We start from the raw sequence: 25,345 nt of genomic DNA, 5'->3' as shown, positions 1-25,345 counted from the left end.
GCCCCCCACGTCGTGGTGTGTTGTTCCCCACGCCGCCCCAACGGGCGAATGTTTTTACAGAGAAAGAGAAACGCACGGATGTATTTGAAGACCAATCCGCTGCGCAACGCGATCGCCATCGCGCTTGTCGCCAGCTGCACTGCCCCCGCCTTCGCACAGAGTGCCGATGACGGCACCACCAACCTGGATCGCATCGAGATCACCGGCTCGCGCATCCGCCAGGCCAGTGTCGAATCGGCCCAGCCGGTCGTCGCGCTGAACCGCGCCGAGATCGAGAAGAAGGGCTACGTCAACGTCGCCGACATCCTGCAGGACGTCACCGCCGCCGGCTCGCCGAGCATGAGCCGTGCTTCCTCGCTGGAATCGGGTCGCGACTTCGGCGGCATGTACGTGAGCCTGCGCAACCTGGGCCCGGAACGCAGCCTGGTGCTGATCGACGGCCGCCGCATGGGCGTCAGCGCCGGCGGTTACTCCGATCTGGCCTCGATCCCGTCCTCGATCGTGGAGCGCGTGGAAGTGCTGACCGACGGTGCCTCGGCCCTGTACGGCTCGGACGCCATCGCCGGCGTGGTCAACATCATCACCCGCAAGAACTTCGACGGTGCCGAAGTCAGCGCCTACGTCGGCCAGTACAGCGAAGGCGACGGCCAGAAGACCGCCTACAGCGCGACCTTCGGCAAGACCTTCGAGCGTGGCTGGGTCACGGTGGGCGGCGAGTACACCGACGAAGATCCGGTCCTGGGCGGCGCACGTGAGTTCACCGCGTACCCGAACGGCCCGCGCCACACCGGCGACGGCCTGAGCGGCGTCACGCCGTGGGGCTACGCGACCGTGGATGGCAAGAACCTCAGCGTGGGCCCGGGCGGCGATCCGACCCAGCTGGGCAATTTCAAGCCGGCGGACAAGGCCAACGACGCCAACACCAAGACCAACATGAGCCTGGTCACCGGGCTGCAGCGCAAGTCGGTGTTCGCCAACGGTGGCTTCTCGATCACCGATGACCTGCGCCTGGTCGCCGATGCGCTGTACAGCGAGCGCGAGTCCAGCAAGCAGCTGGCCGGCTACCCGTACCAGAGCACCGGTTCGCGTGCGCTGCTCTCCAAGGACAGCGCGTTCAACCCGTTCGGCCGCGACGTTGCCTTTGCGCACCGCACCGAAGAGCTGCCGCGCGGTACCGAGAACAACCTGACCACCAAGCGCGCCAGCCTGGGCCTGGAAGGCAGCTTCGAGACCGGTTCGCGGTACTGGGACTGGAACGTCAGCTACATGTACAACCGCAACGAAGGCGAGCGCATCGGCACGGGCAGCATGTACCAGCCGAACGTGAACCAGTCGGTCGGCCCGTCGTTCCTGGATGCCAACAACGTCGCCCATTGCGGCAGCGTCGGCAACGTGATCGCCGGCTGCACCCCGTGGAACCCGCTGGCCCCGATGGGCTATAACGGCCCGGGCTCGCTGAGCAACCAGGACGTGCAGGACTTCCTGTTCACCCGCTTCACCGACACGATGCAGAGCACCACCAAGGTGGCCAGCGCGAACATCTCCGGCTCGCTGTTCAGCCTGCCGGCCGGTGACATCCTGGGTGCACTGGGTGTGGAGCACCGCAGTGAAGAAGCCAGCTACTCGCCGGACCTGATGGTCCAGAAGGGCCTGATCGCCGGCACCACCGGCCAGCCGACCCAGGGCGACTACTCGCTCAACGAGGTCTACCTGGAACTGCAGGTCCCGCTGCTGGCCGACATGGCCTTCGCGCGTGAACTGTCGCTGGACATGGCCGGTCGCTATTCGGACTACAACAACTTCGGCTCGACCACGAACACCAAGTTCGGCCTGAAGTGGAAGCCGATCGACAGCCTGCTGGTGCGCGCCACCTACGGCACCGGCTTCCGTGCGCCGACCGTGGAAGATCTGTACGGCGGCACCACCAGCACGCGCGATTCGTACACCGATCCGTGCGACACCAGCTTCGGCGCGGCCGCCAACAACCCGCAGGTCCTGGCGCGCTGCCTGGCCAACGGTGTCCCGGCCAACTTCCGCCAGCTCGCCGCTGACGGCACCGCCGCGACGGTACCGGGCCAGCAGGGTGGCACGGACTTCAGCTCGGGCTCCAACGCCGCACTGAAGCCGGAAACCGCCAAGACCTGGACCGTGGGCGTGGTCTACAGCCCGGAGTTCGTCTCGGGCCTGGACCTGAGCCTGGACTGGTGGAAGATCCGCATCAATGACGTGATCGTCGGTGAGTCGGCCACGGACATGCTCAACCAGTGCTACGTGCTGGGTGTGGATGCCGCATGCGACCGCTTCACCCGTGCCAAGTCGGGCCGCACCATCGGCCAGGTCAACGGTCTGGACCGCACGCTGTTGAACGCGGGCTATCAGGAAACGGCCGGCTATGACCTGTCGGTCCGTTACCGTCTGCCGGAGCTGGCGATCGGCAAGTTCGCGGTCTCCTGGAACACCACGTACGTGGATTACCTGGAGCGCAAGAACGACAACGTCGACACCACGCCGGTGCGTCAGTACACGGGCTGGGAAGGCAACTTCCGCGTGCGTTCGAACCTCAACCTGGACTATCAGTTCGGCAACTTCGGTCTGGGCTGGACGGCGCGTTACTACTCCAGCATGAAGGAGAACTGTGCGTACACGACGGAGTGCAGCAATCCGGGCTTCAGTTCGGCGTACACGGGCCGCCAGGGCGTCAACAAGGTGGGTTCGAACACGTTCCACGATATCCAGGTGCGTTATGTGCTGCCGTGGAATGGCACGGTCTCGATGGGCGTGAACAATGTGTTCGACCATCAGGGCCCGATCATGTACAGCCAGCCGAACAGCAGCTTCACGTACTACGGTGGGTTCGATATCGGCCGCTACATGTACATGAAGTATCAGCAGCGTTTCTGATCGGGTTCGCCTGATCAACCTTTTCTGATCTGCGGCTTACTCTCTCCAAGCCGCTGAGTGGAAGTAAGACGGCGCCTTCGGGCGCCGTCTTTTTTTTGATCTTCGTTATTGGAGCAATGGCTCTTAGAGTGACGGCCCTTAGAGCGACGGCCTTCAGAGCAAGAGCCTTCAGTGCTGGACTCGCTCTGGCTTGGGCGGGCACGGGTGGGTTGTCGGGACCCGCTGCAAGTACGTCCATGTAAGCTCATATGCCGCCATCCATGGCGGCATATGGTCCCGCCAACCCACCCGTGCCCACCCTTTGACAATGGGCTGGTGCGCAACGGAAAAGCGGCACCGCGGCGTCGGCTCTTGATCTGCTCAGCTTTGATCTGCTCGGCTTTGATCTGCTCGGCGTTGATCCGCCCAGCTTGATCGGCTCAGCGTTGCTTTGCTCTGCCTCACAGACTCCGCGCCAGTTCGCTCGACGTGCGTGGCTACGCTCTGTCGTGGCTGCGCTCTGTCATGTCCACGCTTCGACCGTCGTTGCTTCCACCGGATCAATACGCTTGGCGCAGCAGCAATGGCGCCGAAGTGCCGAGCCGCCCGTCGCTTTGACCTTGGCCACCAGCCCACTGTCGGAGGCGGGGTGTGGGTGGGTGTGCGGGACCATATGCCGCCATGGATGGCGGCATATGAGCCCCCATGGATGGGTTCACGGCGGGTCCCGCGCACCCACCCACACCCCGCCTGGCCAAGCAGCCCGGCAAACCAAGGCTCCCGCTCTCAAGCTCTCAAGCTCTCAAGCTCTCAAGCTTCTTAGCCTTCAGCGCCTCAACGCACCACCCACCCGCGACCGCCACACACCGTCGCCGATGAACAGCAGCAGCCCGGTCCAGATCGCCGCGAAACCCACCGCCTTGGCCGTATCGAACGGCTCGCGGAAAAAGAACACGCCCAACAACAACCCGATACTCGGCGCGATGTACTGCAGAATCCCAACCAGCGACAACGGAATCCGCTTCACCCCATACGCAAACCCGATCAACGGCAACGCCGTCACCGCACCACCGAAGATCAACAGCGCATCGTTGCGCCAGCCCCAGCCGCTGAAGAAAGCGCCCCCGTGCCCATTCTCGCTCCATAGCGCGAACCCGATCGCCGGCAGGAACAGATACAGACTCTCCACGCCGAGCCCGGCCACCGGGTCCACCGAAATCATCTTGCGCAGCAGTCCGTACAGGCCGAACGAACAGGCCAGCCCCAGCGCGATCCAGGGCGGCGTTCCCGCATCGAGGGTCAGCCATGCCACCCCGAGGGCCGCGCAGCCCACGGCGAGCCACTGCAGGCGGCGCAGGCGCTCTTTCAGCACCACCACGCCGAGCACCACGCTGACCAGCGGGTTGATGAAGTACCCCAGGCTGGTCTCGATCACGTGCCCGGCGTTGATCGCCCAGATGTACAGGCCCCAGTTGAACGCGATCGCCACGCTGCTCAGTGCCAGTGTCGGCAGCGCGCGCGGCTGCGCGGCAATGGCCTTCCACCAGCCCAATCCGTTGCTCAGCAGCAGCCAGGCCACCACCAGCACCGTGCTCCAGATGATGCGGTGCGCGATGATCTGCTGCGACGGCACGGCCTTGAGCAGGTGCCAGTAGACCGGCACCAGGCCCCACAGGGTGAAGGTGAAGGCAGTGATCGCGAGCCCGCGGCGTTGTTCCTGCAGGCTGTGGTGGGCGGGCAGGCTCACTTCGCGCGCGTCCGGGCCAGGGTCAGCACCACCACGCCGGCCAGGATCACCGCCATCGCGAGGAAGTCGCGGCCGCCAAAATGCTCGTTGCCGATGATCACGCCCAGGATCACCGCGATCACCGGATTGACGTAGGCGTAGCTGGCCACCAGCGCCGGGCGCACGTTGTGCAGCAGCCACACGTAGGCGGTGAAGGCGACGATCGAACCGAACATGCACAGGTAGGCCACCGCCAGCAGCCCATTCATGCTGGGCAAGGTAGTCGGACGTTCGCCACTGAGCAGGCCGAGCACGATCAGCATCGCGCCACCGCAGAGCATCTGCCCGGCGGCGGTCATGAACGGGCTGGGCAGATCCAGGCCGCGCGCCCAGATCGAGCCGAAGGCCCAGCCGATCGGGGCGATCAGCAGCAGGATCAGGCCCTGCGGCGTAGCGGTCAGGCTGCTGCCGGCGTTGAGCCAGACGACGCCGAGGAAGCCGATCGCGATGCCCAGCCACTCGCCACGGCTGGCGTTCTGCCCGCGCATCGCGCCGAACAGGGCCATCCACAGCGGCACCGAGGCCACCGCGGTCGCGGCCAGGCCCGAGGACACCGTGCGCTCGGCCAGTACCACCATGCCATTGCCCAGCACCAGCATGGTCAGGCCCATGATCGCCAGGTTGCGCCACTGGCGCTTGGTCGGGGCAGGCGAGCCACGCCACCGCAGCACGACGTACATCAGCGAACCGGCGATGATGAACCGGCCCCCGGAAACCATCGTCAGCGGCAGCGCGCCGCCCTCCAGCGCCAGCCGGATCCCGAGATAGGTGGACCCCCAGACCACGTACACCAGCAGCAGCGCCAGGACGACCAGGCCGCTGCGGGGAGCGGCCGACGGGGATTCGGGTAGGACGGCCATGGGCCACCACGGTGCGGGGGAACACGAATTCTAGGCCGTTGCCGATGGCGCGGCACCCATTGTGCTGGCACGCTGATTTCACCGGGCCGCATCGTGATGCCTGACACGCACCCGTTTTTGACGTGCGGTAAGGTAACAAGAGCAATCAACGCTTCCCCGCCAGGACCCCCTACCCTGTATGAGTACATCCGTCCCCGCCACCGCGGCACCTTCTGACCGGGCCGCCCTGCGGCGTTCCATCTCCAATACCCTCAAAGGCTCGGCCGGCAATCTGGTCGAGTGGTATGACGTCTACGTCTACTCGGTCTTCGCGGTCTACTTCGAATCCCAGTTCTTCTCGGCCGCCGACAAGAACTCCACGATGTACGTGTGGGCGATCTTCGCCGCCACCTTCCTGATGCGCCCGATCGGCGCGTGGTACTTCGGCCGCTTCGCCGACCGCTACGGCCGCAGGCTGGCGCTGACGGTGTCGGTCACGATGATGGCCGCCTGTTCGTTCCTGATCGCGATCACCCCGACCGCCTCGCAGATCGGGATCTGGGCGGCAGTCATCCTGCTGTTCGCGCGCCTGCTGCAGGGCTTCGCGACCGGGGGTGAATACGGCACCAGTGCGACGTACATGTCCGAGGCCGCCCTTCCCGGCCGCCGCGGCTTCCTGTCCTCGTTCCACTACGTCACGCTGGTCGGTGGCCACGTGCTGGCGCAGCTGACCCTGCTGGGCATGCTGACCTTCTGGGACAAGCCGGAGATCTCCGCCTGGGGCTGGCGCGTGGCGTTCGGCATCGGCGGTGTCGCGGCGATCGTGGTGTTCTGGCTGCGCCGCAGCATGGACGAATCGCTGCAATCCGATTCCATCGAGGCCGCACGCGATGGCCGCGCCAAGGCCTCCGGCTCGATGCGTGAGCTGTTCGTCAACCAGTGGCGTCCGCTGCTGCTGTGCTTCCTGATCACCGCCGGCGGCACCGTCGCGTTCTATACCTATTCGGTCAATGGGCCGAAGATGATCCAGAGCGCATTCGCGGGCGATGACGTCATGACCGGGACGATGATCAACCTGGGCGTGCTGACCTTCCTGATGGTGCTGCAGCCGATCGGCGGCTGGCTGTCGGACATGGTCGGGCGCAAGAGCCTGCTGGTGTTCTTCGGCATCGGCGGTGTGCTGTACAGCTGGTACCTGATCACTGAACTGCCCAACCAGCACGATCCGTTCATGGCTTTCCTGGTGCTGGGCATCGGCTTCGTGATCCTGACCGGTTACACCTCCATCAACGCAGTGGTCAAAGCCGAACTGTTCCCGACCCATGTGCGCGCACTGGGCGTGGGCTTTGGGTATGCGATGGCCAACTCGCTGTTCGGTGGTACCGCGCCGCTGCTGTACCAGGGCGCGCTGAAAACCGGCCAGGTCGGCATGTTCGCGGTGTACGTCACGGCGATCATCGCCGTATCGCTGGTGGTCTATATGTTCTTCCTGACCAACAAGGGCCCGAACTGGCTTGATGGCACGCGCAAGTAACCGCCGCACCCCCCACCCCGCGATCGCGCGGGGTGGGGGGATGCTCGCGATGCTGGTCCCGGGGTTCGCCCAGGCCAGCACCGCGGCTCATGCAATCAGCGCCCCTGCGGGCGCTGCATTGTTATGGGGGGCTGCCCTGCTCGCCGCCGGCACGACCGTGGCGTGGGTGCTGGGGCGGCCATCGGCGCAGGCCCGCTGGCCGCGGATCGGTTTCGGCCTGGCGCTGCTGGCGGTGATGGGCGCCCTGGCACTGCAGCTGGCGGCCGACCTCGGCAGCGGTCACAGCGCGCTGCAGCTGCGTTTCGGCCGGCATGCCGCCAGTGCCGACACCCAGCCGACGCAGTTCGGCTGGATGATCGCCTGTTACCTGGCCGCGCTCGCGGCCAGCGGCTGGGGCGCCTGGCGCCTGTTGCGGCGGCGCTGAGCGCCGCCGACGGTCGCCTCAACGGCGCGCCGATTCACTCTTCTCGCGCTCGGCGCGGAACTCGGACCCTTCTTCCCACTGCGGCCAGCGACGGCTGTTGGCCAGCTCTGCGCCCAGGTCGTAGACCAGCAGGGTATCGGCGGCGTGGCCGCTCGGATCCCAGCTCGGGGTCCATGCATCGCAGGCCTGGTGATAGCAGGCAGCGAAGTAGGCATCACGCAGTTCACGGCCCTTCTCGATCCCGCCCTCACGCATGTCCAGCCCCGGGCCGATGGTGATCGCCGGCACGCCGAGGCGGGCGAAGGCGAAGTGGTCGGCGCGGTAGAAGAAGCCCGCTTCCAGGTTCGGATCCGGCGAATAGGTCCGGCCACGGGCCTTGGCCACACGCTCCAGGTCCCCTTCCAGCGAGACCCGGCCCTTGCCCCATGAGGCGATGTCGCGGGTCGGGCCATCCGGGCTGAACATCTCGATGTTCAACACGGCGGCGGTCTTGTCCAGCGGGGCCAGCGGGTGCGCGGCGTAGTAGCTGGCGCCAAGCAGGCCTTTCTCTTCGGCGGTCAGCGCCACGAAGTACAGCGTGCGCTGCGGCTGCGGGCCGGCGGCGAAGACACGGCCCAGCTCCAGCACGGTGGCCACGCCGGTGGCGTTGTCGATCGCACCGCGACGGATGCGGTCACCCTTGGCATCGGGCTGGCCGATACCGAAGGCATCCCAATGCGCGGAGAAGATCACCGCTTCATCGGCATGTGCGCCGCCCGGCAGCTTGGCCACCACGTTGCGGGTGATCACCTGCTCGCGCTTGAGCTTGAAGTCCACCGAGAGCTGCGCATCGCCCAGCGCAACCGGCTTGAAGGCCGGGGTCATCGCGCGGCGCTTCTCGGCCTCGAAATCCAGGCCCGCGTCGCGGAACAACTGCTCGGCCAGGCTGCGCTGCATCCAGCCGCGCACCGGCACGTGCTGGGCCAGCGCCTGCTCGCGGGTGCGTTCGATATCGAACAGCGGCGAGGTGCCCGAGCTCTTCACCGTGGCCCAGCCATACGCGGCCGGCGCGGTCTCGTGCACGATCAGCACGCCCTGCGCACCGCGGCGGGCGGCTTCTTCGAATTTGTACGTCCAGCGGCCGTAGTAGGTCACGGCCTTGCCATCGAACGCGCCCGGCTGGTCGGCCTCGAAATCGGCGTCATTGATCAGCACCACGGCGATCTTGCCGTGCAGATCGACGTCCTTGTAATCGTTCCAGTGGCGTTCGGGTGCATCGATGCCGTAGCCCACGAACACCAGCGGGGCGTTCTTGATCGCCACCGCATCCTGCGGACGCAGGCTCTGCAGGGTCACGTCCTCGCCATTGGCCAGGGCGCGCTGCTTGCCCTTCTGGCGCAGCTGCGCGCGCACCGGGCCATCGACCTGCGCACGCACCATCGGCACCGGCTGCACCCAGCTGCCATCGACGCCGCCGGGCTGCAGGCCGTACGTCTTGAATTCCTCGATCAGGTACTGGACCGTGCGCTCTTCCCCCGGCGTGGCCGGCGCGCGGCCTTCGAACGCGTCCGAGGCCAGGATGCGGACATGCCGCGACAGGGCCTGTGGATCGATACCGCCACCAGGCAGGTCATTGGCGGCGTGGGCCAGGCCGCCCACGAACAGGCAGGACGACAGCAGCAGCATGCGCATCGGATTCACGGCAGACACCAGGACGGAAAACAGGACACCGGAGTGTAACGTGACACCTCCGTGACCGTGCACTAGCGCCGATCGCGATCCAGCCAGCAGGCCAGGCCCTGCGCGTTGAGTTCGATGTCCATCGCCAGCACCCGGGTCACCGCCTCATCATCGAGCGGGCAGCCATGCGCCTGCGCGCGTTCCAGGTACAGCGCGGTCAGCGCCGCGACCAGGCAGCGATGCCGATCCGGCCGACCATCGCATTGGCGACCGATCTCGACCATCGCATCGATCTGCTCGACAAGATCCGCCGCCAGTTTCCGGGGCGGCGCCACGCGCCCGTAGTGGGTCAGGTACATGGCCTGTGGGTCGTAGGCCAGCATCTTCGCGATCGACTGCTTCAGCGGCTCGGGATCGAACTGCACCGGCGATGATGTCGGCACGATGAAGGCTCCCTGCACGCTGTCCAGCTCGCGGTAGGACAGCCCGAAGGTATCGCCGGTGAACCAGCTGCGGCTGCGCACATCCCACACGCACAGGTGATGACGCGCGTGCCCGGGCGTATCCACGCACAGCAGCGGGCGGCCGGCCAGATCCACGGTGTGGCCATCCTCGGCAATCACCACCCGGTCGGCAGCCACCGCCAGGATCGGCCCATAGCTGCGCGCGATCTCCGCTTCGCCATAGACCTCGGTGGCACCGGCGATCAGGCGGGCCGGGTCGATCATGTGCGGCGCACCGCGCGGATGCACCACCAGTGTGGCGTTGGGCAGCTGCTGCATCAGCAGGCCTGCGCCGCCGGCATGATCCAGGTGCACGTGGGTGAGGATCAGCCACTCGACCTGCTCGGGCGTGCAGCCGGCGCGCGCCAACGCGGCGAGCATCGCCGGCACGGCCAGGCCGGTACCGCAATCGATGAAGGCCGCCCGGCCATTCTCGACGATCAGGTAGGCGGCGTCGAAATCATCGCGCTGGAACGCGGTGTCGATCGTATGAATGCTGGGCTCGGAGTGCATCAACACATCCCTGGCACGAAACGCCTCCATCTTACGTCCATCAGTGCAGCGGCTTCGATGCGGCTTTGGTCGCAGTCGCGCTCAGCAGTGGCCCACGCAGCAGCACCGCGGCCACCATCACCGCCAGGAACGCACCGTAGGCATAGAGCACCGCCAGCACCTGTCGCCAGATCGGTCCGGCATCGTTCTGGACCACGCCGATGTGATGGCCCCACAGCATCGCCAGGATGCTCAGCACGAAGGCCAGCACCAGCGCGGCACCATCGAACAGGCGGCGCGCGGTGCCACGCGGCTGGCGCGGAAACAGCCAGTACAGCGTGCCCAACAACACGAACCAGGGCAGGAACAACAACAACGACAACCAGGCCATCGCAGTCTCCCGTGCAGGAACACGCCCCTGCGGCGTGCAGGGGCATCATGCCATAGCCCGGTTGCCGGCCCGCCGCTGGCGTTACTCGCGCAGCGCCTGCAAGGCGGCCAGCACCACGTCCACTTCGGCCTCGAGCTTGAACAGCTCACTCTGCAGGCCGTCGCCATGTTCGGTCTGCTTGAGCACGCCGATCAGCTGGCCGGCGTCACGCGGCGAATCGAAGCCCTCGCTCTGGATCAGCAGCGTGCCATCACTGGCCTGCAGCTTGAAGTAAAAACGGCCATCCTGTTCGCGGTACTGCTTGAACAGCGGCGGTGCAGCGCGTGCGGCTCCGCTTTCTTCACTGGGCACGTCACCGGCGGTGGAGAGATCGCGCAGGCCGACCGCATGACGCAGCTCCTTGAGCAACGGCACGGCGAACTGCTCGCGCAGCTGCTGGCCACGACGACGCAGCAGCGCCTCGATTTTTTCCGGCTCGGCCATCAGCGCGTCATAGCGCTCGCGCAGCGGGGCGATCTCGCTGTCGATGCGCTCGAACAGCTGCTGTTTGGCATCGCCCCAGCTGATGCCCTCGGCGAAGGCCTGCGCGAACGCCGCGGTCTGCTCCGGGGTGGCGAACGCCTGGTACATCTGGAACAGCGCCGAGCCTTCGGTGCTCTTGGGCTCGCCGGGTGCGCGCGAATCGGTGAGGATCGAGGACACCAGCTTCTTCAGCTCCGCGCGCGGGGCGAACAGCGGAATGGTGTTGTGGTAGCTCTTGCTCATCTTGCGGCCGTCCAGGCCCGCCAGCGTGGCGACCTGCTCATCGATCACCACCTCCGGCAGCGGGAAGAACGCCTGGCCGTAGACATGGTTGAAGCGCTGCGCGAAATCGCGCGCCATCTCGATGTGCTGGATCTGGTCGCGGCCGACCGGCACCCGGTTGGCCTTGAAGATCAGGATGTCGGCGGCCATCAGCACCGGGTACATGAACAACCCCGCGCTGACCCCGGCGTCGTCATCCAGCTGCTCCTCGCGGTTCTTGTCCACGGCGGCCTTGTAGGCGTGCGCGCGGTTGAGGATGCCCTTGCTGGCGATGACGGTCAGGAACCACATCAGCTCGGTGGTTTCCGGGATGTCGCTCTGCCGGTAGAACCACACCTTGTCCGGATCCAGCCCGCACGCCAGCCAGCTTGCCGCGATCTCCAGCGTGGAGCGCTGGGTGCGCTCGGGCTCCTGCGCCTTGATCAGGCTGTGCAGGTCGGCCAGGAAGAAGAAGCTCTCGATATCCGAGGCCTGGCTGGCGGTGATCGCCGGGCGGATGGCGCCGACATAGTTGCCCAGGTGGGGCGTGCCGGAGGGGGTGATGCCGGTAAGAACGCGGGTCGTCATGGGGGAATCAGTGCTGACAAGTGAACCGCCCCAGTTTACCTGCCTGCGCTCGACCCCGTTGGCCGACGCCGTCCGTTTGATCCTGCACCTGCCCTGCGGAGCCTTCCCATGAAAGACCTGATCCTGCCCATGCTTGCCGTGTTGGCCCTGTGCGGCTTCAAACCGGCCGTCCCGCTGCGTCATGACACCGGTCCGGTCCACCTGACGGTGATAGACCGCGACAGCGGCCAGGCCCTGACCCAGTACCGCCAGGACGGCCAGCGCTGGATCGCGGGGCAGCAGGGGCACCGTTACAGCGTGCGCCTGCGCAACGGCAGCGCCGAGCGCGTGCTGGTGGTGCTCTCGGTGGATGGTCTGAATGCCATCAGCGGCGAGGTGGCCGCGCCCCACCAGACCGGTTACGTGCTCAACCCGTGGCAGACCACCGATATCCACGGCTGGCGCAAATCCGCCGACGAAGTCGCGCAGTTCGTGTTCACCGATCCGGACCGCAGCTACGCCGGCCGCACCGGGCGCCCGGCCAACATCGGCGTGATCGGCGTGGCGGTCTTCCACGAAGCCGGAAGCGTGTCCTGGGAAGCCGCCCCCGCCGTGGCGGGCCCGGCCGATGCCAAGGCGCGCCCCCAGGCGCGGTCGTCTACCATTGAGAGCGCCCGCGTGACCGGTTCCACCACCGCGCCGGCACCGCAACTGGGCACCGGGCATGGACAGCGCGAGCAGTCGCGGGTGCGCAACACCGCGTTCGAGCGCGATACCGCTTATCCGGCGCAACAGGTGCAGGTGCGCTACGACAGCGAACGCAATCTGGTGGCACGCGGCATCATTGCGCGGGTGAACGCGCCAGTGCGTGACGAGCCACAGGCCTTCCCCGGCCAATACGTGCCCGATCCGCCGCTGTATCGCCGCCGCTGATCGCCAACGCACCCCAACAAAAACGGGCCGCTCTCGCGGCCCGTTCCGGTTTCAACCCCGACGGCGGCGCCGTCGTCACGGATCACCCTCAGTGGTAATCCGGATAATCCTTGCGCATGGCAGCTTCGAAGTCGCGGACTTCGGTTTCAGCACGGTCGCGTGCCCAGCCATAGCGTTCCTGCAGGCGGCCTGCGAGGTACTCAGCGTTGCCTTCGGCCACCTTGAAATCGTCGTCGGTCAGGTCGCCCCACTTGGCCTGCGCCTTGCCCTTGAGCTGCGTCCACTTGCCGGAAATGATGTCTTTGTTCATGGGTTCGCTTCCTCGATTGCAACGGCCATCTCGCCGTGGGATCAGAATGCCCCCGCCCGCGTTGGCGTGCGGTCAAGCGGCGATGAAGCGCACACTCACGAGCTTGAATGGATTCACCACCGAGCACGTTGCACAGTCATTGTTGGACATGAAAAAGGCCGGGAATCCCCGGCCTTTTCCGTTGACGCCTGATCCGTGGATCAGTTGCCCTTGGCAGCGCCTTCGACCGTTTCACCGGCCTTCTGCACGTCCTTGCCAGCACCAGCAACGGTGTTGCAGCCGGACAGCATGGCGACCGAGAACATCGACAACAGCATCAGTGCGATAACACGCTTCATAGGGTTCTCCTGGTTGATCAAATTCAATACCGGAATCCGGTCCCGCCTGTCAGATGAGCACGCCAGCGCAACTCCTCTTCCTGACCTGCCGCGCCGTGGGTCGAAACACACGGCGCCGCGTGACGTGCAATCTGGCGGGAGAGGCGTGCAGCGGATGTGAATGCAGGAAAACGCTGTTCAGCCAGAAGTTCTCAATCGCGCATCAGCGTCGATTTTCCGAACAGGCTTTCGACCAGATCCACCGCCAGTTCCGCGGTGGCATTGCGGTTGTCCAGCAGCGGATTCAGCTCGACGATGTCCAGCGAGCCCATGCGCCCGGTGTCGGCGATCATCTCCATCACCAGCTGCGCTTCGCGGTAGTTCACCCCGCCAGGCACCGTGGTGCCGACACCGGGTGCAATGCTGGGGTCCAGGAAATCCACGTCGAAGCTGACGTGCAGGTGCGTGTTGTCATCGATGCCGGCCAGCGCAGCCTCCATCGTGCGCTTCATGCCGGCTTCGTCGATGTAGCGCATGTCATAGACATCCACCTGGTGCTGCTTGATCAGGCGCTTCTCTTCCTGGTCCACCGAGCGGATGCCGATCTGGTGCACCTGCTGCGGGCGGATCGCCGGTGCGTCACCGCCGAGTCGGGTCAGCGCGTCCGGGCCGAGCCCGCACAGGCAGGCCACCGGCATGCCGTGCACGTTGCCCGACGGGGTGACCTCGCTGGTGTTGAAATCCGAATGCGCATCCAGCCAGAGCACGCGCAGGTCCTTGCCCTGCTCGCGGCACCAGCGCGCGACCGCGGTGATCGAGCCGATGCCCAGGCAGTGGTCGCCGCCGAGCATGATCGGCATGCGCCCGGCCTGGAGTTCGCCGTAGGTCGCGTCCATCAGCGCGCGGTTCCAGGCCACGACTTCGTCAAGATGGCGGTAGCCGTGCACCGGTGCCGTCCACGGGTTGCGCGGGCCGGCCAGGTTGCCCAGGTCGCGTACGTCCACGCCGCGCGCGGCCAGTGCGTCCCCCAGCCCAGCGATGCGCAGGGCGTCCGGTCCCAGACCCGCGCCACGGTGGCCCGCCCCGATATCGGTGGGCACGCCAATCAGGGAAACCGGGGAATACATCGCCATCGCTGTTGCCTCCGTTGCAAAGAGGCCCAGCATAGCCAGCGCGGCGTGATACGACTCGCGGCGCTGCAGCAGTCGTCATCGACCGTGCATCAATGGTGCCGGCACCCGGATTCGAACTGGGGACCTACCGCTTACAAGGCGGTTGCTCTACCAACTGAGCTATGCCGGCATGGGCATCGCAGCGGGATGACCCGTCGCGGAGCCGGGATTCTAGCGCAAGCGCGCGCATTCCAGCGAGCGTTGCTGGGCCGCGCCGCTGCGCTGGCGGGCCACGGCGTCGTCGGTACCGTCGGCCAGGGTCGCATCCAGCCACCACTGCGCGCTGCCATCGCCTCCGCTGGCGACCATGGTCGCCTTGAAACCGGCCGCACTCAGGGCCGCCAGGCGGCGATCCGCGCCTTCGCGATTGCGGTACTGGCCCAGGGCGATGGCGTTGGTGTCCTCGCCCTGGGCAATGATGTAGTAGTCGCTCACGCCCGCGGCCACGATCCGCTTGACCGTGGCCTGCGCCGCCTCCCGGCTGGCAGCGGGTGGCAGCAGCACGCGGTAACGGGTGGCGCCGGCATCGGCCACCTCACGCAGCTTGGCCCCACGCAGGGCACCGGCGGCGCGCGACTGGGCGGCCTGGGCGGCAGCGCGGTCGGCGAACGGCCCCAGGCTCACGCACTGTGCGGGTGCGGGCGTCGCGGTGACGGGTACGGGTGCGGGTGCGACGGCCGGTGCGGGTGCATCGGCCACCGGAGCGGGCGCCGGCACGCTGGCGGCGGGCCTTGGCGCGGGCGTGTCAGCCACGGCGGTCGCCGGCACGGAGACGGGCACCGGCGGCTGGGCCACTGGCGCGGAGGCGGGCGTCACGTCCTGCAGGGCTGGCGTGGCATCCGGGGGAGCCACAGACGTCGTCGGCGCCTGCGTGCTCGGCAGCACTTCCAGCTGCGCCACACCGGCCGGCGAGGCCGGCGGTGCGCTGGCCGGTTCGCCACGCAACAGCCACCACAGCGCGACACCGAGATTGAGAATGACCAGGACGACGATCAGGGCACGGGTAAGCATCGGCTGATCCTAGCCTGCCGATGGCGGTTGATGCACGGCCCAGCGTGCCAGCCCATCCAGCACCAGCGAGGGCTGGAATTCGGCATCGCCGAGCAGCGGCAGCAACGCGGGCGCACCGCCGCCGTGCACCAGCAGATGTGGCAACGCGCCGAGCCGTTCGCCGCCCTGCACGCGGCTGCGTTCGATCAGCGCCACCGCGGCCCCGTCGCAGCCGGAGGCCAGCGCATCGGCGGTGTCGTTGGCGAACTCACTGTACTCACCGCCCGCCGCCGGCAACTGCACGGCACGCGCGTGCAGCGCTTCGCGCATGGTGGTCGGCGAGGCCGAGATGCGCCCGCCGTGGTGCTGGCCCTCGGCGTCGAGCAGATCGATGGTGAGCGCGGTGCCGACGCCGGCGATCAGCACCGCCTGGCCACGTGCAGCCACCGCCAACAGCGCCAGATAACGGTCCACGCCGAAGCGGGCGGGGTCGGCATAGGCGATCCGCACACCGGCGTACTCGCCTTCAGTACGCGCCACGCGGACCTGGCGGAAGCGCGCCTGCAATACATCCAGCATGGCGGCGGTCAACGAGGGTGCGGCGACGCTGGCAACGTAGGCGGTGTCGCCTGACGGCAGCGCATCCAGTGCCGCGGCCGGCATCGCTTCAGCACCATGCGGCCACGCCTGCACGTCGCCCGCGCGCACGCCCTGCAGCGGCGCGAACTTGAAGCGCGAATTGCCCAGATCAAACAACCAGTCGCTCATTGCGCCCTCACGCTGACTTCGCCCGCATGGAAAACCCGTTCACTGCCGTCGATGCGCACACGCAGCGCCCCATCGTCGGCCAGACCCAGCGCCGTGCCGGCAAACAGCACGCCGCCTTCTTCCACCTGCACCTCGCGCCCGGCCAGGCTGTCCAGCGCGGCATAGCGCGCGAGGAACGGTCCCAGGCCGTCCTGCTCGAAGGCATCCAGCGCCGGCAGCAGGCTGGCCAGGATGCGCGCGACCACCGCATTGCGCGACGTCTGTGCGCCGGACAACGTGTCCAGATCGGTCCAGGGCTGGGTGATCTCCGCCGCGAACGCAGCGGGCATGCGCACGTTGACGCCCAGGCCGATCACCGCGCGTGCGGGGCCGGCGAATTCACCGCCGCCTTCGATCAGCAGGCCGCCGAGCTTATGCCCGTCGACGACAAGGTCATTGGGCCATTTCAGGGCGACGCCCGCATAGCCGGCCTCACGCAGTGCTTCGGCCACGGCGACCCCGGCGACCAGGCTCAGCCCGCCCAGCCGCGACAGGCCACCGGCAAACCCGCGCAGCACCGAGAGGTAGATATGCGCCGCCAGCGGCGAGGCCCAGGCCCGCCCACGGCGGCCACGGCCGCGGGTCTGGCGCTCGGCAAGCAGGGCCATCGCCCCGCGCTCCGGCGCGCTGCAGCGCAGCAATTCACTGTTCGTTGACGCGACCGACCACGCCACCTGCAGGGAGGTCAGCAGGTCGCCGGTGGCGGCCGGCAGCGCGGCCTGGATGGCCTCGGCGTCCAGCAGATCCAGCGGCTGCTGCAACTGGTAACCGTCACCGGCGCGGCCGTCGATATCGACCCCGGCGGCTCTAAGTCCTTGAATCCGCTTCCAAATCGCGGCGCGGGTCTGGCCCAGTTCGCGCGCCAGCGCGTCGCCGGACAGGCGCCCGGCGCCCAGTTTGGCCAGCAGTTGGCGGTCGTCCACGGCAGCTTCCATCGGGTAAACGGGAAAAGTATGCGGGAAAGCCGCCGCCAGCGCCCGCCCGGGGGCCTTCCAATCCCCCGGCCGAATCGGGCTAGAATCGAGAACTTGACCCGCCGCTGGATGTTGACGATGCGCCCGTTCGCCCATTGCCTGCTCCTCCTGATGGCCCCGCTGGCCGCGCATGCTTCCGATGCGCTCACCACGGCGGGTCGCGGCGCGTGTGTCTATTCGGCAGGCGAGAACGAGCGCAGCGCGCCGGCCTCGGCCTCGGCCGCCGCGGCACCGGCCACGGTCAAACCCAGCGCCAGCAGCGGTACCAGCACGGGTGGCGGCGGCGATGACGACGTGCTGCCGCGCCTGCGCGCACCGAAGTGGCACAGCTTCCTGCCGGGTATGTTCCGCTGATCGAACGACTGTTGGGCTGGCTGCGCCGCACGCCACGCGAGATCGACCCTACCCTTTGGGACACCACCTGCCGCCGCGCCGCCTGGCTGCAGCATCTGGATGCTGCCCGCCGCGAACGCCTGCGCGCCCTCGCTGCCCGCTTCCTGCACGAGAAAACCATCAGCCCCGCCGCCGAACTGCAGCTGGAGAACGCCGATGGCGTGTTGCTGGCCGCGCTCTGCTGCCTGCCGCTGCTGGAACTGGGCGAGATCGGCCTGCGTGGCTGGTCGCAGCTGATCGTCTATCCCAACGCGTTCCGCGTGCACCGCAGCCAGGTGGATGCGGCCGGCGTGCTGCACGAATGGGACGATGCGTTGATCGGCGAATCGTGGGACAGCGGTCCACTGATTCTGTCGTGGGCCGACATCCAGGCCGACATCGCCGACCCCGAAGCCGGGTTCTGCGTGGCGGTGCATGAGATGGCGCACAAGATCGATGCGCTGGACGGGGCGATCGACGGCACGCCGCCGTTGCCGCGGGCGTGGCAGAAACAGTGGGCGGCGGATTTCCAGCAGGCCTATGATGCGTTCTGCGCCGAGGTGGACCAGGGCCGCGAGACGCTGATCGATCCGTATGCGTCCGAGGCGCCGGAAGAATTCTTCGCGGTGGTCAGCGAGTACCACTTCTCCGCACCGGCGCTGCTGGCGCGCGAGATGCCGGCGGTCGCCGGGCATCTGCAGCGGTTCTATGGTCCGTCACCGCTGATGCGGTGACGCATTACGGCCCCGGCGGCAACTTCACTTCAAAGCGTGCGCCACCCAATTCCGGCGAACGCTTCACCTGCAGTTCGCCGCGGTAATCCTTGATCAGGTCCTGCACGATCGACAGGCCGATGCCGTGGCCCTGCACGCGCTCATCGCCACGCACACCACGCTGCAGCACCTTGGCGACGTCTTCCGGTGCGATGCCCGGGCCATCGTCATCCACCGACAGCACCAGCCCCGCGCGTCGCGCACCGGGGGCCGGCAACGGATGCGCGGTCAGCAGCACACGGCGCTTGGCCCACTTGAAGGCGTTCTCCAGCAGGTTGCCGAGCAGTTCCTGCAGATCGCCAGGCTCGCCGTGGAAACGCGCGGCCGGGTCGATGTCGAATTCGCACAGCACACCCTTGGAGGCGTAGACCTTCTCCAGGCCCCGCACGATTTCCTCGGCGTTGGACTCGATCGGCAACGGGGCGGAGAACAGCTTGTGACCGGACGAAGCCGCGCGCGCCAGCTGGTAGGACACCAGGTTGTTCATGCGCCGCAGCTGCACGTCGAATTCTTCGCGCAGATCCTCATCGCGCGCGCCGCTGTCGAGCTGCGTGCGCAGCACCGCCAGCGGCGTCTTCAGGCTGTGCGCGAGATCGGCCAGGGTGTTGCGCTGGCGTTCGAGGTTTTCGCGCTCGCTCTCGATGAAGGCGTTGATGCTGTCGGTCAGTGGCTCCAGCTCGCGCGGATGGCGTTCGCTCATGCGCTCGGTTTCACCGCGCTGCACCTTGGTCAGTTCGTTGATCACGCGCCGCATCGGGCGCAGGCTCCACTGCAGAATGACCGTCTGCAGCAGCAGCAGGATCAGGCCGATGCCGCCAAGGTAGAACCACACGCGCCCGCGGAACACGCGCAGCTGTGCGCCGAGCGCGCGCGAGTCTTCGAGCACGTAGATGGTGTACGGGAATTCGGTGGCCGGGTCGGCGTCGGCGTCCCAGACCAGGCCCATGCCATAGCGGTAGGCCGAGCCCTCGCTGCCGTCGATCTGGATCATCGGCAACGGGCCTTCGAAGACTTCCTGGCGCGGGGCGAGCATGCCGCCGCCCACGGTGGGCAGCATCGGGCCTTCGGCAGACATGGAGTTGCCCTTGCCGTCCGGCATCACGACCTGCAGATAAAGGCCGCTGCCCGGGACGTCAAAGCGCGGATCCGGTGGCTGCTCGCGGATGTACAGCGAGCGGTCGCGGGTGAAGTCGATGCCGGCCGCGTAGGCCGTGGCGTAGTTCTTCAGCCGCTCGCGCAGGTTGGCCTTCGCGGTATCGGCGAAGGCCGCGTCCAGCGCGTAGCCGGCCAGGGCCAAGAAGGCCACCAGGCCCACCGAGGCGGCCAACAGCTGGCGCGCCTGCAGTGAGCGCGGCCGCCAGCGTTTAAAGAACCACAGACGGCCGGACATCATCTATCGCCAGCCGCAGCTCAGCCTTCGTTGCGCGGAATGGCGAAGCGGTAACCGCGGCCGCGCACGGTTTCGATCGGCTTGAGTTCGCCGTCGGCATCGAGCTTCTTGCGCAGGCGGCCGATGAAGACCTCCAGCACGTTCGAGTCTCGGTCGAAGTCCTGCTGATAGATGTGCTCGGTGAGGTCGGCCTTGGAGACCAGTTCACCGGCATGCATCATCAGGTACTCGAGCACTTTGTACTCGTAGCTGGTGAGATCCACGTTGCTGCCGTTGACGCTGACCGTCTGCGCGGCAAGATCCAGCGCGACCGGGCCGCACTCCAGCGTCGGCTTGCTCCAGCCGGCGGCACGGCGCAGCAGCGCATTGACGCGGGCCAGCAGCTCTTCCACGTGGAACGGCTTGACGAGGTAATCGTCGGCGCCCTGCTTGAGGCCCTCGACCTTGTCCTGCCAGCTCGAACGCGCGGTCAGGATGAGCACCGGGAACTTCTTGCCCTCGTCGCGCAGCGCCTTGATCAGTTCCATGCCCGACATCTTGGGCAGGCCCAGATCGATGATGCCGACGTCGAACGGAACTTCGCGGCCCATGTACAGACCTTCCTCACCGTCCTGCGCAGCATCGACGGCAAAGCCTTCGCGCTTGAGCCGGGCTGCCAGTGTTTCCCGCAGCGGGGCTTCGTCTTCGACCAGAAGGATACGCATGAACTCTCCCTAGTGTCCTGGGTATGGCCCCATGGGGCCAGTGGGTAATGCAGATGACTGCGGACAACTATCCCTGTTCAGGGGTTATCGCCGCGTAGTGATGACATATCCGAGCGCGGCGTGCGGGGCTGTGAACGGGATGTCGCGGGATCGTCCATATAGCGGACGCGACCGCGGTCATCCATGTACTTCACCCGGTTGATATCGCGCCCATCGAAGGGCACGCGCTCGGCGCCGAGGATGTGTCCACCGGTAGTCCGCTGCACACGGCGCACCGCATCGGACAGCGAGCGCTCCTGAGGGCCACCGCGTTCGGCCGTGCGCATCATCTCGGCACGGGCCGCTTCCGGCGGCGGCATCTGTGCCCACGCACTGCCGGTGGAGGCAGCGGCGCCCGTCGCCAGAAGGGCGAAGGCGGCAATGCGGCGGTGGCGGGTCACGGAGAACATCGGTCTGATCCTAGCGGAGCGCGGCTAAACGTTCAAAAGTTGTGAATCGGCAACCGCCAGCCTGGGCCGGCGCTTTACGAATCTTTAGCGAATTCTTGGTTTTAGCCAGTGAATCCGGTCTGAACTTTTCCGCCTGCCTCCCCGCTTTGTTCATCTAAGTGAACATTGGCGGCTAAACCGGGGTCCTTGTCAAGCTGACAAGGTGACGCGGCTCACGCCGCGACGCGCTCGGCCTGGGCGCGGGTGACCGCCAACGCCTGCTCGATCAGGCTCCAGTCGGCACCGACGCGGTGCGAGCCTTCGCTCAGGATCTGGCGGAAGGCACGGCCGCCCGGCTGGCCATGGAACAGGCCCAGCAGGTGGCGGGTGATGTGCTTGAGCGCCAGCCCACGGGCCAGTTGGGCTTCGATATAGGGCCGCATGGCGCGCAGCAGCGCCTCGCGCGACTGCAGCGGGGCACCGGTCTGGGCGGCCTCCAGCTGATGCAGCACGTAGGGGTCGTGGTAGGCCGCACGGCCCAGCATCACCCCATCCAGCGCCGGCAACTGGGCCTGCGCAGCCTCGACCGTGGCCAGGCCACCGTTGAGGACGATCTGCAGCTGCGGGCGGTCTGCCTTGAGACGGTGTGCCCAGTCGTAGCGCAGCGGCGGCACTTCGCGGTTTTCCTTCGGCGAAAGGCCCTTCAGCCACGCGTTGCGGGCATGCACCACGAACATCGCGCTACCGGCGTTGGTCGATTGATCGACGAAGTTGACGAAGTTTTCGTAGTCGTTGTCGTCATCCACGCCCAAGCGGCACTTCACCGTGACCGGGATGTCCACCGCAGCGACCATCGCGCCCACGCACTCGGCCACCAGGGCCGGCTCGCGCATCAGGCAGGCGCCGAAGCGCCCAGCCTGCACCCGGTCGGACGGGCAGCCACAGTTGAGGTTGACCTCGTCGTAGCCCCACTCCTGCGCGATGCGCGCGGCATGGGCCAGCAGGGCCGGATCGCTGCCACCGAGCTGAAGCGCCAGGGGATGCTCGCTGCCGTCGAAGCCGAGCAGGCGCTCACGGTCGCCGTGGATCACCGCGTTGGCGTGCACCATCTCGGTGTACAGCCGCGCGCCCGGGGCCAGCAACCGGTGGAAGTACCGGCAATGGCGGTCCGTCCAGTCCATCATCGGGGCGACGGACAGGCGCAGGGAGGCGGTATAACGCGCGGCGGCGTCAGTGGCGGGCTGGATGGTCATCGGCTGCAGGTGCATCTGGATTCACTGGCATTGCCAGCGCAATCAATAGTTTACCTGCTTCCGATGAATGCTGCCCGAGGGCTATTGCGGCCGTCGGAGGGCTCGCGGAGTACCCGGCTGCAATGAGGGCAGTAGACAATGCATCTCTGCACGCCCTTCCCTGGCATCCATGCCCGCACTTCGCCTTCCCAGCTTCGACCCCACCACCGAACAAGGCGTCCTGCGCCTGTCGATCGCCGCCTCCTTGGCGATGGCTGCCGCGGCCGTGGCGTTCGGCCTGCTGGCCAACTCCTCGCTGATCATCTTCGACGGCATCTATGGGCTGATCGACGTGGTGATGACCTGGCTGTCGCTGCTGGTGGTGCGCCTGATCAGCCTGTCGACCCATGTGGATACCCTGCAGTCGCGCTTGAACCAGCGCTTCACCATGGGCTTCTGGCACCTGGAGCCGATCGTGCTCGGGGTCAGCGGCACGTTGATGATCGGCGCGGCGCTGTATGCGGCGGTCAATGCAGTGGATGCGCTGATGTCCGGCGGGCGCGAGATCGCGCTGGGGCCGGCGATCCTGTTCGCGGTGATCTCGATCGTGGCCGAAACCGGGCTGGCGCTGTTCGTACGCCGGGCGAACCGGTCGATCGGCTCGGACTTCATCGCGCTCGATGCGAAGAACTGGGTGGTCGCGGCGAGCATGTCGGCGGCGTATCTGGTCGCCTTCGTCGGCGGCTATGTGTTGGGTGGCACGCAGTGGGCGTGGCTGGTGCCGTACATCGATCCGGCGATCCTGCTGGTGGTCTGCCTGTTCGTGGTCGTCGCGCCGATGGGCACGGTGCGCCAGGCGCTGTCGGACATCCTGCTGATCACGCCGCTGGATCTGCAGACCCACGTGGACGAGGTGGCGCGCGATATCGTGGCCAGGCACGGTTTCCTGGAATACCGCAGCTACGTGGCCAAGGTCGGGCGCGGTGAGCAGATCGAGCTGTTCTTCGTGGTGCGCGCCGATGATCCGCCGCGGGCGCTGATCGAGTGGGACCGGCTGCGCGATGAGATCGGTGAGGCGCTGGGCGAGGAGTCGCCGGACCGGTGGCTGACGATCATGTTCACGACGGATCGGGAGTGGGCGATCTGAGCGACGCCGGTGTGCATCGCGTTATCGTTCGGCGGCCACACTGCCCTGCTTCCACTGCCGCGGCGACTGCCCGGTCTGCGCTTTGAACGCGCGCGACAACGCTGCTTCGCTGCCGTAGCCCACGTCGATGGCGATGCGCTTGAGCGGCTGGCCGCGGCGCAGCGCCTGCTGCACCAGGCGGGTGCGCCAGCCCTGCAGGTAGTGGCCGGGCGTGCTGCCGATGGTGTCGCGGAAGCTGTCGGCGAAGGCGCTGCGTGACATGCCGGCGCGCTGCGCGAGCGACTCCAGCGTCCACTCGTCGGCGGGCGCTTCATGCATCGCCACCAGCGCGTGACGCAGGCGCGGATGGGCCATGCCGGCGAGCAGGCCGACGCGGATCTGACCGCTTTCCATCAGCGCGCGCAGGATCTGGATGAGCACGACTTCAAACAGACGATCCAGCAGCGCCTGGCGGCCGCAGCGCTGCGCGAAGGCTTCTTCGAACAGCAGTGACAGCACCGGCTGGCCGCCGTACAAGCCCTCCAGCGGCAGGCACACGATCGGCGGCAGGGCAGCGGCGACCGGGTTGTTGGCGCCCCCTTCGAACTGCAGGTTGGCACAGGCGAAATCCGCGCCCCGCGTGGCATCGGTGACGAAGCGGTGCGCGAGCGGGCGCGGGTACAGCAGCACGCTGGGCGTGGTGATCTGCAGCGTGCTGCCATCCCGGTGCTCGACGCGCACATCGCCGTCGCGGATCAGATGCAGTTGACCACGCTCGCCGTCCGCCGGGAGATCGTTGATGCCGCACAGCGCGCCGGCGTGGAAGACCTCGGCGGACACCGCGAAACGGTCCAGCAGGGATTGCAGTCGGTCGACCATGGCGGACTCCAGATCAAGTTTTCTGGACGAAATGTTGCCACAAGTACGAGGCGGGCGCGCACAGTACACCTGCCATCTGGCCCACCCCCTTTCACTCCGCAGGAGATTTCCATGTCCATTGCCAACGTTCTGTATACCGCCCAGGCCACTGCCAACGGCGGCCGCGACGGCCGCGCCGTCTCCTCCGACAACGTGCTGGACATCCAGCTCTCCACCCCGCGCGAGCTCGGCGGTGCGGGCGGCCCGGGCACCAACCCGGAGCAGCTGTTCGCCGCCGGCTACTCGGCCTGCTTCCTGGGTGCGCTGAAGTATGTGGCCGGCCAGGCCAAGGTCGCCCTGCCGGCGGAAACGCAGATCACCGGCAAGGTCGGCATCGGCCAGATCCCGACCGGCTTCGGCATCGAAGTGGCGCTGGAAATCTCGGTCCCGGGCCTGCCGCGCGAGCAGGTCGAAGAGCTCGTGCAGAAGGCGCACATCGTGTGCCCGTACTCGAATGCGACCCGCGGCAACATCGACGTGACGCTGACGGTGGTCTGATCCCCTCCGCATGACCTGCCGTGGCGACGGGCACACAGCCCCGTCGCCACCGGTAGACTGGCCAGACGATCCTCACTGGCAAACGGACATGCACAGGATTCTGGCCGCGCTGTTGCTCAGCGGTTTTCTGGGGGGCTGCGTTACGGCTCCCATCGCGCCACCCGAGGCGATCGCCTCGAACGGGATGAACGCGCTGTCTCTCGTCCGCGGCGCCGGGTTCGTGCATGTGGTGACCGATCTGTATCTCCCCGGCACGGCTGCGCCCGGGCTGCCAGAGACCTACGCCTGTCCTGACGCGGCAACCCGCATCCGGATCGCGGCCTATCCGCCGGCGACCCTCCCGGCTACCGATGCCTGCGCCCTGATCGATGCCGCTGCACGCCACGCGCAGCAGTGGTATCCCGACCGGCGCGCGGCCTATACGGCGCTGCTCGTGCCCCACGGAACGCGCCTGGACCTGCGCACCCGATCGCTGCGCTTCCGCGTGCCGCATCTGACCTTGGCCATGCGGGTGTACGAAGCGCGCGCGCGGACCGAGGCCAA

25 protein-coding genes and 1 tRNA gene are annotated in these 25,345 nt (G+C 67.1%); 8 read left to right on the top strand and 18 right to left on the bottom strand.

Annotated elements, in window-relative coordinates; genetic code table 11:
• Positions 1-78: 78 nt before the first annotated feature.
• Positions 79-2,901, top strand: coding sequence for a TonB-dependent receptor plug domain-containing protein (locus AC1DIQ_RS13520; RefSeq protein ID WP_478050224.1), 2,823 nt, complete (start codon positions 79-81; stop codon positions 2,899-2,901).
• Positions 2,902-3,706: 805 nt separating this feature from the next.
• On the opposite strand, the gene rarD is transcribed toward AC1DIQ_RS13520, so the two are convergent.
• Together rarD and yedA are read right to left on the bottom strand one after the other, a co-directional pair.
• Positions 3,707-4,627 carry an EamA family transporter RarD gene (gene rarD, locus AC1DIQ_RS13515; protein ID WP_121044202.1) on the bottom strand — a complete coding sequence of 307 codons (921 nt, stop codon included), beginning with the start codon at positions 4,625-4,627 and terminating at the stop codon, positions 3,707-3,709.
• Positions 4,624-5,526, bottom strand: a complete 903-nt coding sequence (gene yedA / locus AC1DIQ_RS13510; RefSeq protein WP_478050223.1) for a drug/metabolite exporter YedA — start codon at positions 5,524-5,526, stop codon at positions 4,624-4,626. Before yedA ends, rarD begins: the two co-directional genes overlap by 4 nt.
• Before the next feature lie 178 nt (positions 5,527-5,704).
• Here yedA and AC1DIQ_RS13505 point away from each other — a divergent pair, with 178 nt between their 5' ends.
• Both AC1DIQ_RS13505 and AC1DIQ_RS13500 read left to right on the top strand, forming a co-directional pair.
• Positions 5,705-7,039, top strand: coding sequence for an MFS transporter (locus AC1DIQ_RS13505; RefSeq protein ID WP_461770751.1), 1,335 nt, complete (start codon positions 5,705-5,707; stop codon positions 7,037-7,039).
• A gap of 40 nt (positions 7,040-7,079) precedes the next feature.
• Entirely contained in the window at positions 7,080-7,463 is a 384-nt protein-coding gene (locus tag AC1DIQ_RS13500) for a hypothetical protein (RefSeq protein ID WP_478050222.1), read from the top strand.
• Between the two features lie 18 nt (positions 7,464-7,481).
• Here the strand turns inward: AC1DIQ_RS13500 and AC1DIQ_RS13495 are convergent, their stop codons facing one another.
• The 4 genes from AC1DIQ_RS13495 to AC1DIQ_RS13480 all read right to left on the bottom strand — a co-directional run bounded on the left by AC1DIQ_RS13495 (position 7,482) and on the right by AC1DIQ_RS13480 (position 11,879).
• Entirely contained in the window at positions 7,482-9,134 is a 1,653-nt protein-coding gene (locus tag AC1DIQ_RS13495; protein WP_461770938.1) for a M28 family metallopeptidase, read from the bottom strand.
• Positions 9,135-9,205: 71 nt separating this feature from the next.
• Positions 9,206-10,138, bottom strand: coding sequence for an MBL fold metallo-hydrolase (locus tag AC1DIQ_RS13490; RefSeq protein ID WP_121044214.1), 933 nt, complete (start codon positions 10,136-10,138; stop codon positions 9,206-9,208).
• 40 nt (positions 10,139-10,178) lie between these two features.
• On the bottom strand, positions 10,179-10,508 hold the full coding sequence (locus tag AC1DIQ_RS13485) for a hypothetical protein (RefSeq protein WP_121044217.1): 330 nt from the start codon (positions 10,506-10,508) through the stop codon (positions 10,179-10,181).
• Between the two features lie 81 nt (positions 10,509-10,589).
• Positions 10,590-11,879, bottom strand: coding sequence for a tryptophan--tRNA ligase (locus AC1DIQ_RS13480; RefSeq protein WP_282263020.1), 1,290 nt, complete (start codon positions 11,877-11,879; stop codon positions 10,590-10,592).
• Between the two features lie 108 nt (positions 11,880-11,987).
• Between AC1DIQ_RS13480 and AC1DIQ_RS13475 the strand changes: the two genes are divergently transcribed.
• A complete protein-coding gene (locus tag AC1DIQ_RS13475) occupies positions 11,988-12,791 on the top strand; it encodes a hypothetical protein (RefSeq protein WP_478050221.1) in 804 nt (267 codons plus the stop codon).
• Positions 12,792-12,879: 88 nt separating this feature from the next.
• Here AC1DIQ_RS13475 and AC1DIQ_RS13470 read toward each other — a convergent pair whose 3' ends face one another.
• The 7 genes from AC1DIQ_RS13470 to birA all read right to left on the bottom strand — a co-directional run bounded on the left by AC1DIQ_RS13470 (position 12,880) and on the right by birA (position 17,310).
• Positions 12,880-13,101, bottom strand: a complete 222-nt coding sequence (locus AC1DIQ_RS13470; protein WP_019185523.1) for a CsbD family protein — start codon at positions 13,099-13,101, stop codon at positions 12,880-12,882.
• 200 nt (positions 13,102-13,301) lie between these two features.
• Positions 13,302-13,439, bottom strand: a complete 138-nt coding sequence (locus AC1DIQ_RS13465) for an entericidin A/B family lipoprotein (protein ID WP_019185522.1) — start codon at positions 13,437-13,439, stop codon at positions 13,302-13,304.
• A 191-nt stretch (positions 13,440-13,630) separates the two neighbouring features.
• Complete coding sequence (gene rocF, locus AC1DIQ_RS13460) at positions 13,631-14,551, bottom strand: arginase (RefSeq protein ID WP_478050220.1); 921 nt, start codon at positions 14,549-14,551, stop codon at positions 13,631-13,633.
• Positions 14,552-14,644: 93 nt separating this feature from the next.
• Positions 14,645-14,720, bottom strand: a tRNA-Thr gene (locus tag AC1DIQ_RS13455).
• Positions 14,721-14,761: 41 nt separating this feature from the next.
• Positions 14,762-15,601: an SPOR domain-containing protein gene (locus tag AC1DIQ_RS13450; protein ID WP_478050219.1), complete on the bottom strand. Its 840-nt coding sequence runs from the start codon at positions 15,599-15,601 to the stop codon at positions 14,762-14,764.
• A 9-nt stretch (positions 15,602-15,610) separates the two neighbouring features.
• A complete protein-coding gene (locus AC1DIQ_RS13445) occupies positions 15,611-16,348 on the bottom strand; it encodes a type III pantothenate kinase (protein WP_121044231.1) in 738 nt (245 codons plus the stop codon).
• A complete protein-coding gene (gene birA / locus AC1DIQ_RS13440) occupies positions 16,345-17,310 on the bottom strand; it encodes a bifunctional biotin--[acetyl-CoA-carboxylase] ligase/biotin operon repressor BirA (RefSeq protein WP_282263008.1) in 966 nt (321 codons plus the stop codon). Before birA ends, AC1DIQ_RS13445 begins: the two co-directional genes overlap by 4 nt.
• A 129-nt stretch (positions 17,311-17,439) precedes the next feature.
• Here birA and AC1DIQ_RS13435 point away from each other — a divergent pair, with 129 nt between their 5' ends.
• Positions 17,440-17,715, top strand: coding sequence for a hypothetical protein (locus AC1DIQ_RS13435; protein ID WP_121044234.1), 276 nt, complete (start codon positions 17,440-17,442; stop codon positions 17,713-17,715).
• Entirely contained in the window at positions 17,682-18,467 is a 786-nt protein-coding gene (locus AC1DIQ_RS13430; RefSeq protein WP_478050218.1) for a M90 family metallopeptidase, read from the top strand. Before AC1DIQ_RS13435 ends, AC1DIQ_RS13430 begins: the two co-directional genes overlap by 34 nt.
• A 4-nt stretch (positions 18,468-18,471) precedes the next feature.
• On the opposite strand, the gene AC1DIQ_RS13425 is transcribed toward AC1DIQ_RS13430, so the two are convergent.
• From AC1DIQ_RS13425 to dusA, 4 genes are all read right to left on the bottom strand, one after another.
• Positions 18,472-19,896 carry an ATP-binding protein gene (locus tag AC1DIQ_RS13425; protein WP_121044240.1) on the bottom strand — a complete coding sequence of 475 codons (1,425 nt, stop codon included), beginning with the start codon at positions 19,894-19,896 and terminating at the stop codon, positions 18,472-18,474.
• Between the two features lie 20 nt (positions 19,897-19,916).
• Entirely contained in the window at positions 19,917-20,600 is a 684-nt protein-coding gene (locus tag AC1DIQ_RS13420) for a response regulator transcription factor (protein ID WP_019185514.1), read from the bottom strand.
• 77 nt (positions 20,601-20,677) lie between these two features.
• Entirely contained in the window at positions 20,678-21,049 is a 372-nt protein-coding gene (locus tag AC1DIQ_RS13415; protein WP_121044243.1) for a hypothetical protein, read from the bottom strand.
• A 212-nt stretch (positions 21,050-21,261) separates the two neighbouring features.
• On the bottom strand, positions 21,262-22,296 hold the full coding sequence (gene dusA, locus AC1DIQ_RS13410) for a tRNA dihydrouridine(20/20a) synthase DusA (protein ID WP_478050217.1): 1,035 nt from the start codon (positions 22,294-22,296) through the stop codon (positions 21,262-21,264).
• A gap of 154 nt (positions 22,297-22,450) precedes the next feature.
• Between dusA and AC1DIQ_RS13405 the strand changes: the two genes are divergently transcribed.
• Positions 22,451-23,407 (top strand): cation diffusion facilitator family transporter, encoded by a 957-nt coding sequence (locus tag AC1DIQ_RS13405; protein WP_102788854.1) that lies wholly within the window; start codon positions 22,451-22,453, stop codon positions 23,405-23,407.
• A gap of 21 nt (positions 23,408-23,428) precedes the next feature.
• On the opposite strand, the gene AC1DIQ_RS13400 is transcribed toward AC1DIQ_RS13405, so the two are convergent.
• On the bottom strand, positions 23,429-24,265 hold the full coding sequence (locus AC1DIQ_RS13400; RefSeq protein ID WP_478050216.1) for an AraC family transcriptional regulator: 837 nt from the start codon (positions 24,263-24,265) through the stop codon (positions 23,429-23,431).
• Positions 24,266-24,376: 111 nt separating this feature from the next.
• Between AC1DIQ_RS13400 and AC1DIQ_RS13395 the strand changes: the two genes are divergently transcribed.
• Positions 24,377-24,802 carry an organic hydroperoxide resistance protein gene (locus AC1DIQ_RS13395; protein WP_019185509.1) on the top strand — a complete coding sequence of 142 codons (426 nt, stop codon included), beginning with the start codon at positions 24,377-24,379 and terminating at the stop codon, positions 24,800-24,802.
• Positions 24,803-25,345 lie beyond the last annotated feature (543 nt).

The organism is Stenotrophomonas sp. 05L413, from assembly GCF_056397945.1.
Note: the sequence above shows the minus strand (reverse complement) of the source record. Positions and strands in the feature narration are given on the sequence as shown.